At 73.1% G+C, this 14,928-nt stretch carries 8 protein-coding genes; 6 read left to right on the top strand and 2 right to left on the bottom strand.

Annotated features, from left to right (window positions below; translation table 11 throughout):
- Positions 1-138 precede the first annotated feature (138 nt).
- Together uvrA and EV376_RS26615 are read left to right on the top strand one after the other, a co-directional pair.
- Positions 139-3,081: an excinuclease ABC subunit UvrA gene (gene uvrA / locus EV376_RS26620; RefSeq protein ID WP_130327650.1), complete on the top strand. Its 2,943-nt coding sequence runs from the start codon at positions 139-141 to the stop codon at positions 3,079-3,081.
- A gap of 237 nt (positions 3,082-3,318) precedes the next feature.
- Positions 3,319-3,798: a Rieske (2Fe-2S) protein gene (locus EV376_RS26615; RefSeq protein WP_130327648.1), complete on the top strand. Its 480-nt coding sequence runs from the start codon at positions 3,319-3,321 to the stop codon at positions 3,796-3,798.
- A 164-nt stretch (positions 3,799-3,962) separates the two neighbouring features.
- Here EV376_RS26615 and EV376_RS26610 read toward each other — a convergent pair whose 3' ends face one another.
- On the bottom strand, positions 3,963-7,199 hold the full coding sequence (locus EV376_RS26610) for a penicillin acylase family protein (RefSeq protein WP_130327646.1): 3,237 nt from the start codon (positions 7,197-7,199) through the stop codon (positions 3,963-3,965).
- Between the two features lie 202 nt (positions 7,200-7,401).
- Between EV376_RS26610 and uvrC the strand changes: the two genes are divergently transcribed.
- The gene (uvrC, locus tag EV376_RS26605) at positions 7,402-9,381 is read left to right on the top strand and encodes an excinuclease ABC subunit UvrC (RefSeq protein WP_130327644.1); all 1,980 of its coding nucleotides are present in this window, start codon (positions 7,402-7,404) and stop codon (positions 9,379-9,381) included.
- A gap of 164 nt (positions 9,382-9,545) precedes the next feature.
- On the opposite strand, the gene recQ is transcribed toward uvrC, so the two are convergent.
- Positions 9,546-11,396 carry a DNA helicase RecQ gene (gene recQ, locus EV376_RS26600; protein WP_130327642.1) on the bottom strand — a complete coding sequence of 617 codons (1,851 nt, stop codon included), beginning with the start codon at positions 11,394-11,396 and terminating at the stop codon, positions 9,546-9,548.
- A gap of 238 nt (positions 11,397-11,634) precedes the next feature.
- Between recQ and rapZ the strand changes: the two genes are divergently transcribed.
- Genes rapZ through whiA form a run of 3 tightly spaced genes read left to right on the top strand, consistent with a single transcriptional unit; the run spans position 11,635 to position 14,717 of the window.
- Positions 11,635-12,519, top strand: coding sequence for an RNase adapter RapZ (rapZ, locus tag EV376_RS26595; protein WP_130328880.1), 885 nt, complete (start codon positions 11,635-11,637; stop codon positions 12,517-12,519).
- Positions 12,516-13,682, top strand: coding sequence for a 2-phospho-L-lactate transferase CofD family protein (locus EV376_RS26590; RefSeq protein ID WP_130327640.1), 1,167 nt, complete (start codon positions 12,516-12,518; stop codon positions 13,680-13,682). Before rapZ ends, EV376_RS26590 begins: the two co-directional genes overlap by 4 nt.
- Positions 13,683-13,736: 54 nt before the next feature.
- On the top strand, positions 13,737-14,717 hold the full coding sequence (gene whiA / locus EV376_RS26585) for a DNA-binding protein WhiA (RefSeq protein ID WP_130327638.1): 981 nt from the start codon (positions 13,737-13,739) through the stop codon (positions 14,715-14,717).
- The last annotated feature ends 211 nt before the right edge of the window (positions 14,718-14,928 follow it).

The following is a 14,928-nucleotide window of genomic DNA, read 5'->3' as shown; positions in this document are numbered from 1 at the left end:
GAATGTGCGGGCGAGGAAAAGTGTCGTACCTCGGGGCTAGTCTTGCCCAGGCGCTTTTCCGCGCCCGCACAACCGCTCGGACAGGCCGTCGAGTGGACAGATCCACCTCATTCTTCTGCACCCGGGAGTACACGCACCGTGGCCGACCGACTGATCATCCGTGGCGCGCGCGAGCACAACCTGCGTGACGTCAGTCTCGACCTGCCGCGGGACTCCCTCATCGTGTTCACCGGGCTGTCCGGTTCCGGCAAGTCGAGCCTGGCCTTCGACACGATCTTCGCCGAGGGTCAGCGGCGCTACGTGGAGTCGCTCTCGTCGTACGCCCGGCAGTTCCTCGGCCAGATGGACAAGCCGGACGTGGACTTCATCGAGGGTCTCAGCCCGGCCGTGTCCATCGACCAGAAGTCGACCTCGCGCAATCCCCGGTCGACCGTGGGGACCATCACCGAGGTCTACGACTACCTGCGTCTGCTGTTCGCCCGCATCGGCGAGCCGCACTGCCCGGTCTGCGGCGAACGGATCTCCCGGCAGACCCCGCAGCAGATCGTCGACCGGGTGCTCACCATGGCCGAGGGCACCCGGTTCATGGTGCTCGCGCCGGTCGTCCGCGGCCGCAAGGGCGAGTACGTGGACCTGTTCGCCGAGCTCCAGGCGAAGGGCTACGCGCGTGCCCGGGTCGACGGAGTGGTGCACCCGCTGACCGAGCCGCCGAAGCTGAAGAAGCAGGAGAAGCACACCATCGAGGTGGTCATCGACCGGCTCACCGTCAAGCCGACGGCCAAGCAGCGGCTGACCGACTCGGTCGAGGCGGCGCTGGGGCTCTCCGGCGGCCTGGTCCTGCTCGACTTCGTCGACCTGCCGGAGGACGATCCGGACCGGGAGCGCCGCTACTCCGAGCACCTGGCCTGCCCGAACGACCACCCGCTCGCCATCGAGGACCTGGAGCCCCGGGTCTTCTCCTTCAACGCGCCCTACGGCGCCTGCCCCGAGTGCACGGGCCTGGGCACGAAGAAGGAGGTCGACCCGGAGCTGGTCATCCCCGACCCCGAGCGCACCCTGCGCGAGGGCGCGATCCAGCCCTGGTCGACCGGCCACAACCTGGAATACTTCCTGCGCCTGCTGGAGGCGCTGGGCGAGGCGGAGCACTTCGACGTCGACACCCCGTGGCGGGCGCTGCCGTCGCGGGCGCAGAAGACGATCCTGCACGGCTCCGACGACCAGGTGCACGTGCGTTACCGCAACAAGTACGGCCGCGAGCGGTCCTACTACACCGGGTTCGAGGGTGTGGTGCAGTGGATCGAGCGCCGCCACTCGGACACCGAGTCGGAGTGGTCCCGCGAGAAGTACGAGGGCTACATGCGGGACGTGCCCTGCGCGGCCTGCGGCGGCGCCCGGCTCAAGCCCGAGGTGCTCGCGGTCACCCTCGCCGGCAAGAGCATCGCCGAGGTGTGCAACCTGTCCGTCGGCGAGTGCGCGGACCTGCTGGCCGGCATCGAGCTGACCGACCGGCAGAAGCTGATCGCCGAGCGGGTCCTCAAGGAGATCAACGCCCGGCTGCGGTTCCTGCTGGACGTCGGCCTGGACTACCTCTCCCTGGACCGGCCGGCCGGCACGCTCTCCGGCGGCGAGGCGCAGCGCATCCGGCTCGCCACCCAGATCGGTTCCGGCCTGGTGGGCGTGCTCTACGTGCTCGACGAGCCGTCGATCGGCCTGCACCAGCGGGACAACCACCGTCTGATCGAGACGCTGGTCCGGCTGCGCGGCCTCGGCAACACGCTGATCGTGGTCGAGCACGACGAGGACACGATCCGCACCGCCGACTGGATCGTCGACATCGGCCCCGGCGCCGGCGAGCACGGTGGCCGGATCGTGCACAGCGGGTCGGTGCCGGCCCTGCTGGAAAATCCGGATTCGATCACCGGGGCGTACCTGTCCGGCCGCAAGGCGATCCCGACGCCCCGGCAGCGCCGCCCGCAGACGCCGGGCCGGGAGCTGACCGTGCAGGGTGCCCGCGAGCACAACCTGCGCAACCTCACCGTGAGCTTTCCGCTCGGCCAGCTGATCGCGGTCACCGGCGTCAGCGGGTCCGGCAAGTCGACCCTGGTCAACGACATCCTGTACGCCGTGCTCGCCAACCAGATCAACGGTGCCCGGCTGGTGCCCGGCCGGCACACCCGGGTCGCCGGCCTGGAGCACGTGGACAAGGTCGTCGGGGTCGACCAGTCGCCGATCGGGCGCACTCCGCGCTCGAACCCGGCCACCTACACCGGCGTCTGGGACCACATCCGCAAGCTCTTCGCCGAGACCACCGAGGCCAAGGTCCGGGGGTACGGCCCGGGCCGGTTCTCGTTCAACGTCAAGGGCGGGCGCTGCGAGGCGTGCTCCGGGGACGGCACGATCAAGATCGAGATGAACTTCCTGCCCGACGTGTACGTCCCGTGCGAGGTCTGCAAGGGCGCCCGCTACAACCGGGAGACCCTGGAGGTCCACTACAAGGGCAAGACGGTCGCCGAGGTGCTGGACATGCCGATCGAGGAGGCGGCCGAGTTCTTCTCCGCCATCCCGGCCATCCACCGGCACCTCAAGACCCTGGTCGACGTCGGTCTCGGGTACGTCCGGCTGGGCCAGCCCGCGCCCACCCTCTCCGGCGGTGAGGCGCAGCGCGTGAAGCTCGCGTCCGAGCTGCAGAAGCGCTCCACCGGGCGGACGGTCTACGTGCTCGACGAGCCGACCACCGGCCTGCACTTCGAGGACATCCGCAAGCTGCTGATGGTCCTGGAGGGGCTGGTCGACAAGGGCAACACGGTGATCACCATCGAGCACAACCTCGACGTGATCAAGACGGCCGACTGGATCATCGACATGGGGCCCGAGGGCGGTCACCGTGGCGGCACGGTGCTGGCGACCGGCACTCCGGAGGAGGTGGCCGAGGTGCCGGAGAGCCACACCGGGCAGTTCCTGCGCCACGTGCTCAAGCTCGACGGCGAGGCCAAGGGCGCGGCGGCGGCCACCTCGCGGGCGGCCAAGGCCAACGGCACGAAGGCGCGGCCGACCCGCAAGGTCCCGGCCGGCGCCCGCTGACCCGACCGGCGGGCGCACTTCGCCGGCCCTGCACGACGGCTGAGCGCCGGTCGGGGTCAACCCGCCGGCGAACGAAGCATGGCGCGTGGGCGTGCGGCGCCGGGCGGCTGTCGGCTGGCTGGGTGGGCGCCCCGGGCCAGGTCGCCGATCGGGTGAACCGTCCGGCAGAGTGGTGCGTGTATCCGGGCGATGCCGTGGATCATGACGGGCGGCGACCAGCCGAGGAGAGGGTGCGGGATGAGTGACGATCAGGTGCCGACCGGGGCCGGTACGCAGACCCGGCGCGCGCTGCTGACCGGCGCGGGCGCGGTCGGCGTGGCGGTGGCCCTGTCCGCCTGTGGCGGCGGGGACTCCGGCGACCAGGCGCCGGTCAGTCCCGGCCCGGCAGTGCCCAGCAGCGGCGACGCGGGCGGTGGCGACCGGCAGGGCGCCCAGTCCCTGGCCCGCACCAGCGACATCCCGGTCGGCGGCGGCGCCGTCTTCGCCGCCCAGGGCGTCGTGATCACCCAGCCGTCCCCCGGCCAGTTCAAGGGCTTCGACCCGATCTGCACCCACCAGGGATGCCCGGTGTCGACCGTCGACGGCGGCACGATCAACTGCACCTGCCACTTCAGCAAGTTCTCCATCGAGGACGGTTCGGTGAAGGCCGGCCCGGCCACCAAGCCGCTCGCGCCGAAGGACATCAAGGTCACCGGCGACCAGATCTCGCTGGCCTGACCACCGACCGCTCCGGCCGCCGGCACCCGCCGGCCCGCCGGGGCAGGATCGTGCTGCAACGCCGATGTAGTGGCCTCGCCGTGCGTTCGAGGCCACTACATCGGCGTTCGAGCACGATCCTGGCGGAAGTCCCGCCCGCCGGACCGCGCCGGCCGTCCGGGGGCTCAGCGGGCGTACACCGCCATCTCCCAGAGGGAGAAGCCGTACGAGGTGGCCCGGGTGAGCCCGTGCATGCGTACGTACCGGGCCGAGGTCGCGGGGAAGGCGGCCACGTCGGTGCCGCCGTCCCCGGCCGTGGCCGACCACACGGTCCGCCAGGTGGTCGCGTCGGTGGAGACCTCGATCCGGTACGACCGGGCGTACGCCGCCTCCCAGGCGAGCACCACCCGGCCGACCGGCCGGGCCGTCCCGAGGTCCACCCGGAGCCACTGGCCGTCCGACCAGGAACTCGCCCAGCGCGTGCGGTCGTCGCCGTCGACCGCCCGCCCGGGACCGTGGAACAGCTGGCTGCTGGACGCCGTGACGGTCCGGCCCGCCGCCAGGTTCGGCAGGACGTCGCCGCGTCGCGCCGGGAACGACACGACCTGCTGGTACGTGGGCCGGTTCTGCCAGGCGACCGTGGCGTGCCTGATGCCGCCCAGCGGGGACTGCACGATCGCGTCGGCGCACCACTGGTTGCCGGCGGCGCAGTGCTCGTCGCCGGGGTACACCTCGCTCGCCGGGGTGGTGCTCGCCGTCCGCAGGGTGTCGAGCAGGACCTGCCGGCAGGCGCCGAGACTCCCGTCGCCGCAGAACGCGCGGCCGGGTCCGCCACGTACCGGCTCGCCGAGGACCGCCCGCAGGTCCCGGTCGACCCAGCCCCACCAGCCGTACTGGAAGGCCGAGCCCCGGTGGGTCTGGGCGCTGTTGGCCGAGGTGGGCAGGGTGGAGACGTCCCCGGCCTGGCGGCCGGACGGCGACTCGTTGACCTGCAGGGCGTTGACCAGCGACTGGTAGAGGTCCGGGCCGAGCGGCGCCCGGAACATGGCCCGGACCAGCAGCGGCCACCAGGCGTCCAGGGTGCGGATCGCCTCGGCGTGCTGGTAGACCTTCGAACCCGGCGCGGTCTCCACGCGGAGCGACCCGGCGGCCCGCCACGCCGTCAACCGGTCGATCTCCGCGGCGAGCGCGGTGTCGGTGACGGGCTGGCTCTCCAGCACCCGGATCAGCTCGCCGAGCACCTCGGCGGCGCGCAGGTCGGTCAGGCCGGCCTTCTGCACGAGCGCGGTCAGGGATGCGCGGTCGAACTTCTGCCCGGCGGTGATCACCGCCCGTACCGGCTTGTCGAGCAGGTCGCCCCGGTGCACCGGACCGAAGCTGAAGTTGCCGTCGGCCGCGCCGAAGTCCCGGGCCTGCTTGTTGTTCCAGCTGACGTAGTAGTCCTGGTCAATCGAATGGGGGTGAGCGGACTGCGGCGCGTACGCGGCGGTGTTCGTCGTCGGGTCGTAGCCCTGCCACTCGTAGCGCTGCTCGGCCCGCATCGGCAGGTTGGGGTTGGACCCGGCGGCCCGGACCGGGTTGAGGCCGGAGTTGAAGTACGCCGACTCGGTGGAGTTGACGTAGAACCAGTTGAACGCGTACTCGATGTGGTTCGCGGCGGTCTGGAAGGCGTCGGCCGTCCCCATCTGGTCGGGGTCGTTGAACATCTGGAAGCCGATCGCCGAGTCCGCCTCGTGCCGGTAGGTGGAGCGCAGCTGCGTGAAGGCGTGCGGCCGGCCGTCGACCGTGCCGCGCCACGCCACCAGGCCGAGGTTGGTCCGCCGGGCGACCAGCTTGTACGACCCGGCGGGCGTGCCGTCGGCGACCGTCGGGCTCCACCGGTTCACCCGGGTGACCTCCTCCATCGGCAGGCAGGTGCCGCGGAACAGGTAGTGGTTGCTCGCCAGGGTCGGCGGCGCGCCGTCGGGGGAGCAGAGCGGAACCGCGTAGGTGTCGGTGATGTCGTGGGTCGAGGAGGTGGCGCTCCAGGCGTAGTCCCGCCCGCGGCCGAGCAGCACGTACAGGTTGAGCCCGGCGAACGCGGCGCCCCGGGCGCTGATGCCGGGGCCCTGCAGTTCCTGGACCATCAGCAGCTGCGGCGCGAAGTAGCCGGTCTGCGGGCCGAAGACCGCGACCGGGTGGCCGGTGGCCGAATGCGCGGCGGAGACGACGGCGGCGTTGGACATGCCCCGGTTCGCGGTGCCGATGGTGAGCCCGGACAGCGCGGCGGCCAGCTGCGAGGAACGGCTGGTGGTGGCCGTGGCGGTCGCCGAACCGGTCGCGTCGGTGACCACCGGCTCGACCCGCACCGACCCGGCGTCGGGCAGCGCCACGCTGGGGGCGTCGTCGGCGGCGTCACCGTACGGGAAGCTCTGCCCGTCGTGCAGGGTCAGCACGGTCTCCGGGTCGTTGCGGCCCCGGAACCCGTTCCAGACCCGGTCGCCCTCGACCGGCCCGTACCGGGCGCGGGCGGCGACGCGGACCAGCGCGGACTGGATCTCGGCGCCGCCCCCGCCGCCGAACAGGCCCCCGACGACCCCGGCGATGGCGATCAGGTCGCTCATCTGGAACGGCTTCGGACCGCCGGCGTTGGTGATCGCGTCGAGGTGGCCGGCGAGCACGTACTCCCCGGGACAGTTGCGGTTCGCCATGCAGGTGCCGATGTAGGCGTTGATGCCGGCGACGTACTCGCGCACGTCGGCGTAGAGCTGCTCGCCGCGCGCGCCGGCCTTGGTCCGCAGCGCCTGCACCTGCGCCTCCAGATCGGCGTCGGTGTACGGCGAGTTGCGCCAGACGCTCTGCTCGAGTGCCCGGTTGCCCGGTGCGCCGCCGGCGAACGAGGTGAGCGTGCCCCGGCCGACGTGGCGCAGCAGGTCCATGGTGAACAGCCGGTCCTCGGCGCCGGCGTAACCGGCGCCGAACATCGTGCCGCCCCGGGTGGTGCCGGTGATGTGCGGGACGCCGGTGGCGCGGTCGCGGACGATGCGTACGTCGGCGCGGGGCGAGTAGTCGCGCTCGACCTGTCCGGGCGGGACCCCGAAGGAGGCGTCGTTGAAGAAGCTGCCGATCTGGTCCTCGCGCAGGCCGGCGTAGCCGTAGACGAGGTTGGCGTACCGGCCGAGCTGGTCGGCGGAGTGCCGGGGAAGGGTGCCGAGGGCCTGGTTGCCGAGGATCTCGATCAGGGTGGCGTTGCCGTTCTGCCCGGGCGGCAGGATGTCGGAGCACTCGCCGAGACAGTGGTCGTCGGGGTGGAACGTGGTGACGGAGCCGCGCGTCGCGGTGGTCGCGGGTGCGGCGCCGGCGGTGGCGGGGGCGGCGGTCAGCAGTGCGGCGATGACGGTGAGGGTGGTCGCGGCGGCCAGCAGGCGGCGGGGACGGGTCATGGCGATCTCCCGGGGGATGGGGATCAGGACGGGCCGGGCAGCGGGACGGGTCGGCGGCGGGTCGGACCGGACAGCAGGACGCGAAGAAATTTCGGTTAACGGATGGTAACGGTCCTGGGCCGGGGATCGGAAGATGTCGATCGGGAGAATGGCGGCGTCGGTGTGACCGGGGCTGTCAGCCCCGGCGACTAGGCTCGATGGCGTGGCTGATCCCTCGACCTACCGCCCCGCTCCCGGCACGATCCCCGAGTCACCCGGGGTCTACCGGTTCCGCGACGGCACCGGCCGGGTGATCTACGTCGGCAAGGCGCGCAACCTGCGCAGCCGGCTCAACTCCTACTTCGCCGACCCGGTCAACCTGCACCAGCGCACCCGACAGATGGTGTTCACCGCCGAGTCGGTGGACTGGATCTCGGTCGCCACCGAGGTCGAGGCGCTCCAGGTGGAGTTCACCTGGATCAAGCAGTACGACCCGAGGTTCAACGTCCGCTACCGGGACGACAAGTCCTACCCGTACCTGGCGGTGACCCTCGACGAGGAGTTCCCCCGGCTGCAGGTGATGCGCGGTGCGAAGCGCAAGGGGGTGCGCTACTTCGGGCCGTACTCACACGCCTGGGCCATCCGCGAGACGCTCGACCTGCTGCTGCGGGTGTTCCCCGCGCGCACCTGCTCGGCGGGCGTGTTCAAGCGGGCCGGCCAGGTCGGGCGCCCCTGCCTGCTGGGCTACATCGGCAAGTGCTCGGCGCCCTGCGTCGGCAGCGTCTCCGCCGCGGAGCACCGGGCCATCGTCGACGGCTTCTGCGACTTCATGGCCGGCCGGACCGACACCATGGTGCGCAAGCTGGAGCGCGAGATGGCCGAGGCGAGCGCGGAGCTGGAGTTCGAGCGCGCCGCCCGGCTGCGCGACGACCTGGCCGCCCTGCGCCGGGCGATGGAGAAGCAGACCGTGGTGTTCGGCGACGGCACCGACGCCGACGTGGTCGCGTTCGCCGACGACCCCCTCGAAGCGGCCGTCCAGGTGTTCCACGTCCGCGACGGCCGGGTCCGCGGCCAGCGCGGCTGGGTCGTCGAGAAGACCGAGGAGCTGAGCACCGGTGACCTGGTCCACCACTTCTGCACCCAGGTGTACGGCGGCGAGCAGGGCGAGGCCGACGTCCCCCGGGAGCTGCTCGTGCCCGAGCTGCCCGCCGACGCCGACGCGCTCGCCGACTGGCTCTCCGGTCACCGGGGCAGCCGGGTGACCCTGCGCGTCCCGCAGCGCGGCGACAAGCGGGCCCTGCTCGAGACGGTCGAGCGCAACGCCAGGGACGCGCTCGCCCGGCACAAGCTGAAGCGGGCCGGTGACCTGACCACCCGGAGCAAGGCCCTCGACGAGATCGCCGACGCGCTCGGCATGCGCACGTCGCCGCTGCGCATCGAGTGCTTCGACATCTCCCAGATCCAGGGCACCGACGTGGTGGCGAGCATGGTCGTCTTCGAGGACGGGCTGCCCCGCAAGAGCGAGTACCGGCGGTTCATCATCCGGGGCGCCACCGACGACCTGTCGGCGATGTCCGAGGTGCTGCGCCGGCGCTTCGCCCGTTACCTCGACGCCCGGGCGGAGACCGGCGAGGCGGGCGTGGAGTCGGCCGACGACCCGGACGCCCCGGCCGGGCAGGGGGTCACCGACGAGCCGCGGGTCGGCGCCCTGGTCGACCCGACGACCGGGCGGCCGCGCAAGTTCGCGTACCCACCGCAGCTGGTGGTGGTCGACGGCGGCGCACCGCAGGTCGCGGCGGCGGCCCAGGCCCTCGCGGAGCTGGGGGTCGACGACGTGGCGCTGTGCGGGCTGGCCAAGCGGCTGGAGGAGGTGTGGCTGCCCGACGACGACTTCCCGGTCATCCTGCCGCGCGCCTCGGAGGCCCTCTACCTGCTGCAGCGGATCCGGGACGAGGCGCACCGCTTCGCCATCACGTTCCACCGGCAGCGGCGCTCCAAGCGGATGACCGAGTCGGCGCTGGACAACGTGCCCGGCCTGGGCGAGGTGCGGCGCAAGGCGCTGCTGCGGCACTTCGGCTCGCTCAAGCGGCTCTCCGCCGCGTCGGTCGAGGAGATCACCGAGGTGCCCGGTGTCGGCAGGCGCACGGCCGAGGCGATCCGCACCGCCCTCGGCGGCGGCCCGACCCCGCCGGCGGCCGACTGACCAACGGCTCAGCCGCCCGCGGCCGCTCGGCGGGACCGCCACGGTGCGCGGGCCGTCGGGTCGTCCGGGCCGCGGGACACCGCCGGTTCCCGCATCCCGAGTCGATCAACCGGGCGGCCGTCCGGGCCGGGAGGGCCGGGTGACGTTCGGGCAGCGCTGCCTGGTCACGCTGGAGCGGATCCGTCGGCGAGGACCGCGAGGACCTGCTCGCCGTACTTCGCGAGCTTCGCCTCGCCGACCCCGCTGACCCGGGACAGTTCGGCCAGGGAGGCCGGCGCGTCGGTGGCGATCTGCCGCAGCGTGGCGTCGTGGAAGATCACGTACGCCGGGACTCCCTGCTCCTTCGCCGTGGCCGCCCGCCAGGCGCGCAGTCGCTCGAAGGTGCCGGCGGCGGCCGGGGCCAGCTCGGCGACCACGGTGGCCGCGCCGCGCGGCTTCGCCGACCGGCTGGTCGGCGTGCGGGCCGGTTCCCGGCGCAGCATGACCGTGCGGCGCCGGCCGAGCACCTCGCCGCTGGTGTCGGTGAGGGCCAGGGTGCCGTAGTCGCCCTCGACCGCCAGCAGCCCCTCGGCGAGCAGTTGGCGGACCACGCCCCGCCACTCCGCCTCACTCAGCTCGGTGCCGACGCCGAACACCGTCAGCGAATCGTGGCCGTACTGCCGGATCTTCTCGGTGTCGCGGCCGAGCAGGATGTCGATGCAGTGCCCGGCACCGAAGCGCTGGTTGCGTTCCCGGTCGAGCCGGAACACCGTGGAGAGCAACTTCTGCGCGGCGATCGTGCCGTCCCAGGACTCGGGCGGCTCGAGACAGGTGTCGCAGTTGCCGCAGGCGGTGGAGGTCTCGCCGAAGTAGTCCAGCAACTGGACCCGGCGGCAGCGGACCGTCTCGCAGAGCGCGAGCATCGCGTCCAGGTGGGCGGCGAGGTTGCGCCGGTGGGCCAGGTCGCCCTCGGAGGTGTCGATCAGCCTGCGCTGCTGCACGACGTCCTGCAGCCCATACGCGAGCCAGGCCGTCGACGGCAGGCCGTCTCGGCCGGCGCGGCCGGTCTCCTGGTAGTAGCCCTCGACGGACTTGGGCAGGTCCAGATGGGCGACGAACCGCACGTCGGGCTTGTCGATGCCCATGCCGAACGCGATGGTCGCGACCATGACCAGCCCGTCCTCGCGGAGGAACCGCTGCTGGTGCGTCGCGCGGGTGGCCGCGTCCAGGCCGGCGTGGTAGGGCAGGGCGGGGATGCCGTTGTCGACCAGGAACTCCGCCGTCTTCTCCACCGAGGCGCGGGACAGGCAGTAGACGATGCCGGCGTCGCCGGGATGCTCGTCGCGCAGCAGGCCGAGCAGCTGCCGGCGCGGTTCCCGCTTCGGGACGATCCGGTACTGGATGTTGGGCCGGTCGAAGCTGGCGACGAAGTGCCGGGCCTCGGCCAGCCGCAGGCGGGTGGCGATCTCGGCGCGGGTGGCGCTGGTCGCCGTGGCGGTCAACGCGATGCGGGGGACGTCGGGCCAGCGCTCGTGCAGCATGGACAGGTTGAGGTAGTCGGGGCGGAAGTCGTGCCCCCACTGCGACACGCAGTGCGCCTCGTCGATCGCGAACAGCGCGATGCGCCCCCGCTCCAGCAACTGGAGCGTGCCCCGGCCGGCGAGCGCCTCCGGGGCCAGGTAGAGCAGGTCCAGCTCGCCGGCGAGGAACGCCGCCTCGACCTGGCGCCGGGCCGCCAGGTCCTGCGTCGAGTTGAGGAAACCGGCCCGGACGCCGACCGCGGTCAGCGCGTCGACCTGGTCCTGCATGAGCGCGATCAGCGGCGAGATCACCACCCCGACGCCGTCGCGGACCAGCGCCGGGATCTGGTAGCACAGCGACTTGCCGCCGCCGGTCGGCATGAGCACCAGCGCGTCGCCGCCGGCCACCACGTGGTCGACGACCTCCCGCTGGAAGCCCCGGAAGGCGTCGTAGCCGAACACCCGGCGGAGCACCTGCTCGGCCCGGTCGGTCCGCAGGCGGGTGGGGGAGGACATTGGGGCAGTCTACGAGCGCCGACCGACGGGCCGGGCGACGCCGCGGCGGAGCCGGACGAACCGGACGAACAGGTGTTCCCACCGTCACCCGTGGAATCCCGGGCGGGGTCGCAGCCGTTAGAGTCGCTGACTGACCATGCGCGGCCCGACCGGCCGCGGTGTGACCAGGTGGGGGTTTCAGGTGAGCGAGGCGCGGACGCCGGAGCAGGGCGTGCCGGCCGACACGGCCGAGGAGACGATGGGCCGGCCGGCGCCGGCGGAGTCGGACACCACGCTGGTCGTGGTGACCGGCCTCTCCGGTGGTGGGCGCAGCACGGTCGCCCGGGCCCTGGAGAACGTCGGCTACTACGTGGTGGACAACCTGCCGCAGGCGCTCATGCTCGACATGGCCGAGCTGGCGATGAAGGCCGGTGGGGCGGCCCGGCGCACGGCGATGGTGCTGGACGTGCGCTCGCGGGCGTTCTCCACCGACCTGGTGGGGGCGATCCACGAGCTCAAGGAGCGGGGCTTCGCGCCGCGAGTGGTCTTCGTGGACGCGGACGACGAGGTGCTGATCCGGCGCTTCGAGAGCGTCCGGCGCTCGCACCCGTTGCAGGGCGAGGGGCGCCTCGCCGACGGCATCGCCGTCGAGCGCGGGCTGCTGGAGGGTGCCCGCGACCAGGCCGACGTGATCATCGACACCAGCCACCTCAACGTCAACCAGCTGCGCCGCCGCATCGAGGAGCTGTTCGGCGGCGAGGACGCCCGCCGGCTGCGGGTCACGGTGGTGTCGTTCGGCTTCAAGTACGGCGTGCCGCCGGACGCCGACTTCGTGTGTGACGCCCGGTTCCTGCCGAACCCGTACTGGGTGCCCGAGTTGCGGGAGCACACCGGCCAGGAGGAGGCGGTCAGCTCGTACGTGCTGGGCCAGGAGGGCGCCGACGCCTTCGTGGCGACGTACGCGGACCTGATCAACGCCACCACCGCCGGCTTCGAGCGGGAGGGCAAGCGCTACCTGACCGTCGCCGTGGGCTGCACCGGCGGCAAGCACCGCAGCGTCGCCATCGCCGAGGAGCTGGCCGCGCGGCTGCGGCGGATCGGCATCGCCGCCAACGCCCAGCACCGCGACCTGGGGCGCGAGTGACGGCCACCCGGGTGGTCGCCTTCGGCGGGGGGCACGGCCTCTCCGCCGCACTGCGCGCGCTGCGCCGGTGTGCCCCCGAGCTCGACCTGGACATCACGGCCGTGGTCACCGTCGGCGACGACGGGGGTTCCAGCGGCCGGCTGCGCGCCGAGCGGGGCGGCCTGCCGCCGGGGGACCTGCGGCAGGCGCTGGTCGCGCTGGCCGGGGACCACCCGTCGACGCGGCGCAGCGCCGGGCTGTTCCAGCACCGCTTCGCGGCGGTGCCGGCACCGGCCGCGGCCGCCGGGGCCAGCGCGCCCGCCGAGGTCAGCGCGCCGATCGGGGTCAGCGCGCCCGTCGTGGCCGCCGGGCCCGGCGCGCCGGCTGCGACCGGCGGGTCAATCGTGCCGGCGGGGGACGCGACGTCGTCGGTCGCTCCGCCGCCCGGCACGGGCGCGCCGACCCGTACCGGTCGCGTCCCGGCGCCGCAGGGCGAGGGCCTGGCCGGGCACGCGGTGGGCAACCTGGTGCTCTGCGGGCTGATGGAGCTGCTCGGCGACCCGGTGGCGGCGCTGGAGCACGCCGGCGCCATGCTCGGCGCGGTCGGCCGGGTGCTGCCGATGTCGTGCGAGCCGGTGGGCATCGAGGCCCGGGTGCGCGGCGCCGATGCCGGGCGTCCGGACGAGGTCACCACGGTCACCGGCCAGCACCAGGTGGCGGTGACCACCGGGCGCGTCGAGTCGCTGCGGCTGAACCCGCACGCGCCGCGGGCCTGCCCGCAGGCGCTGGACGCCATCGGTGGCGCCGACTGGCTACTGTTCGGCCCGGGCAGCTGGTACACCAGCGTGCTGCCGCACCTGCTGGTGCCGGAGCTGGCCGCCGCGATCGTCGCGAGCCCGGCCCGCCGGCTGGTCACGCTGAACCTCGCGGCCGAGAAGGAGACGTTCGGCCTGTCGGTCGCCGACCACCTGGCTGAACTGCGGTGGTACCTCCCGGAGCTGAAGGTGGACTACGTGCTCGGTGATTCCAAGGCAGTGGGTGACCCCGAACCGGTGGAGCGTGCGGCAGAATCGCTGGGTGCCCGACTGGTCCTCGCCCCCGTCGCGGTCACCGACGGCACTCCCCGTCATGATCCGGCCGCCCTCGGCGCCGCTCTGGTGCCGGTACTGGGCGCCGCTCGTTAGACACGTACGTAATCTCCGGCGACACGCCGGAACCGGTCCGTGAGGGGACGCACAATGGCGATGACGGCGGCGGTCAAGGACGAGCTGAGCCGGGTCGACGTGCCCAAGCCCTGCTGTCGGCGGGCGGAGATGGCGGCACTGCTGCGCTTCGCCGGCGGGCTGCACATCGTCTCCGGCCGGGTGGTGGTGGAGGCCGAGCTGGACACCGGCGCGGTGGCCCGGCGGCTGCGGCGCGAGATCGCCGAGGTGTACGGCTACCCCAGCGAGATCCACGTGCTCGCCTCGGGCGGCCTGCGCAAGGGCAGCCACTTCATCGTCCGCGTGGTCAAGGACGGCGAGTCCCTCGCCCGGCAGACCGGGCTGCTCGACGTGCGCGGCCGCCCGGTGCGGGGCCTGCCGCCGCACGTCGTCGCGGCCAACGTCTGCTGCGCGGTCTCGGCGTGGCGGGGCGCGTTCATGGCGCACGGCTCGCTGACCGAGCCGGGCCGCTCCAGCGCGTTGGAGATCACCTGCCCCGGCCCGGAGTCGGCGCTCGCCCTGGTCGGCGCCGCCCGCCGGATCGGCATCACCGCCAAGAACCGCGAGGTGCGCGGTGTGGACCGGGTGGTCGTCAAGGACGGCGACGCGATCGCCGCGCTGCTCACCCGCGTCGGCGCCCACTCCAGCGTGCTGGCCTGGGAGGAGCGCCGGGTCCGGCGGGAGGTGCGCGCCACCGCCAACCGGCTGGCCAACTTCGACGACGCGAACCTGCGCCGCTCGGCGCGCGCCGCGGTGGCCGCGGCCGCCCGGGTCACCCGGGCCCTGGAGATCCTCGCCGACGACGCGCCGCACCACCTCACCTCGGCCGGCCGGCTGCGGCTGGAGCACCGGCAGGCCTCGCTGGAGGAACTCGGCGCGCTCGCCGACCCGCCGTTGACCAAGGACGCGATCGCCGGCCGGATCCGGCGGCTGCTGGCGCTCGCCGACAAGCGAGCCCGTGACCTTGGCATCCCGGATACCGAAGCGGCCGTCACGCCGGACATGCTCGTGGTCTGATAGGACGGTGGCGGGTTCACGATGCGGTCGGGATCACCACCCGCCGCAGCGCGAGCACGTGCGCTCGGATATGGTCGCTGAGTACGGCAAGGGGGCCGGCACCGGGCTCCTCGTCGTGCTCACCGCCTCGGGCGGTCAGGTCCCTTCAGACCGCGGCGGGGCGGCCGAGATGAATCGTCAACGGCCGGCTCCAACGGTCGGCGCACACCAC

Source organism: Micromonospora sp. CNZ295, from assembly GCF_004217535.1.
This window is presented reverse-complemented; position numbering and strand designations above follow the sequence as displayed.

Bases quoted from the DNA above. Each gene is read 5' to 3' on its own strand.
- whiA (WP_130327638.1), top strand. From the start codon at position 13,737: ATGGCGATGACGGCGGCGGTCAAGGACGAGCTGAGCCGGGTCGACGTG.
- recQ (WP_130327642.1), bottom strand. From the start codon at position 11,396: ATGTCCTCCCCCACCCGCCTGCGGACCGACCGGGCCGAGCAGGTGCTC.
- EV376_RS26610 (WP_130327646.1), bottom strand. From the start codon at position 7,199: ATGACCCGTCCCCGCCGCCTGCTGGCCGCCGCGACCACCCTCACCGTC.
- EV376_RS26615 (WP_130327648.1), top strand. From the start codon at position 3,319: ATGAGTGACGATCAGGTGCCGACCGGGGCCGGTACGCAGACCCGGCGC.
- rapZ (WP_130328880.1), top strand. From the start codon at position 11,635: ATGGGCCGGCCGGCGCCGGCGGAGTCGGACACCACGCTGGTCGTGGTG.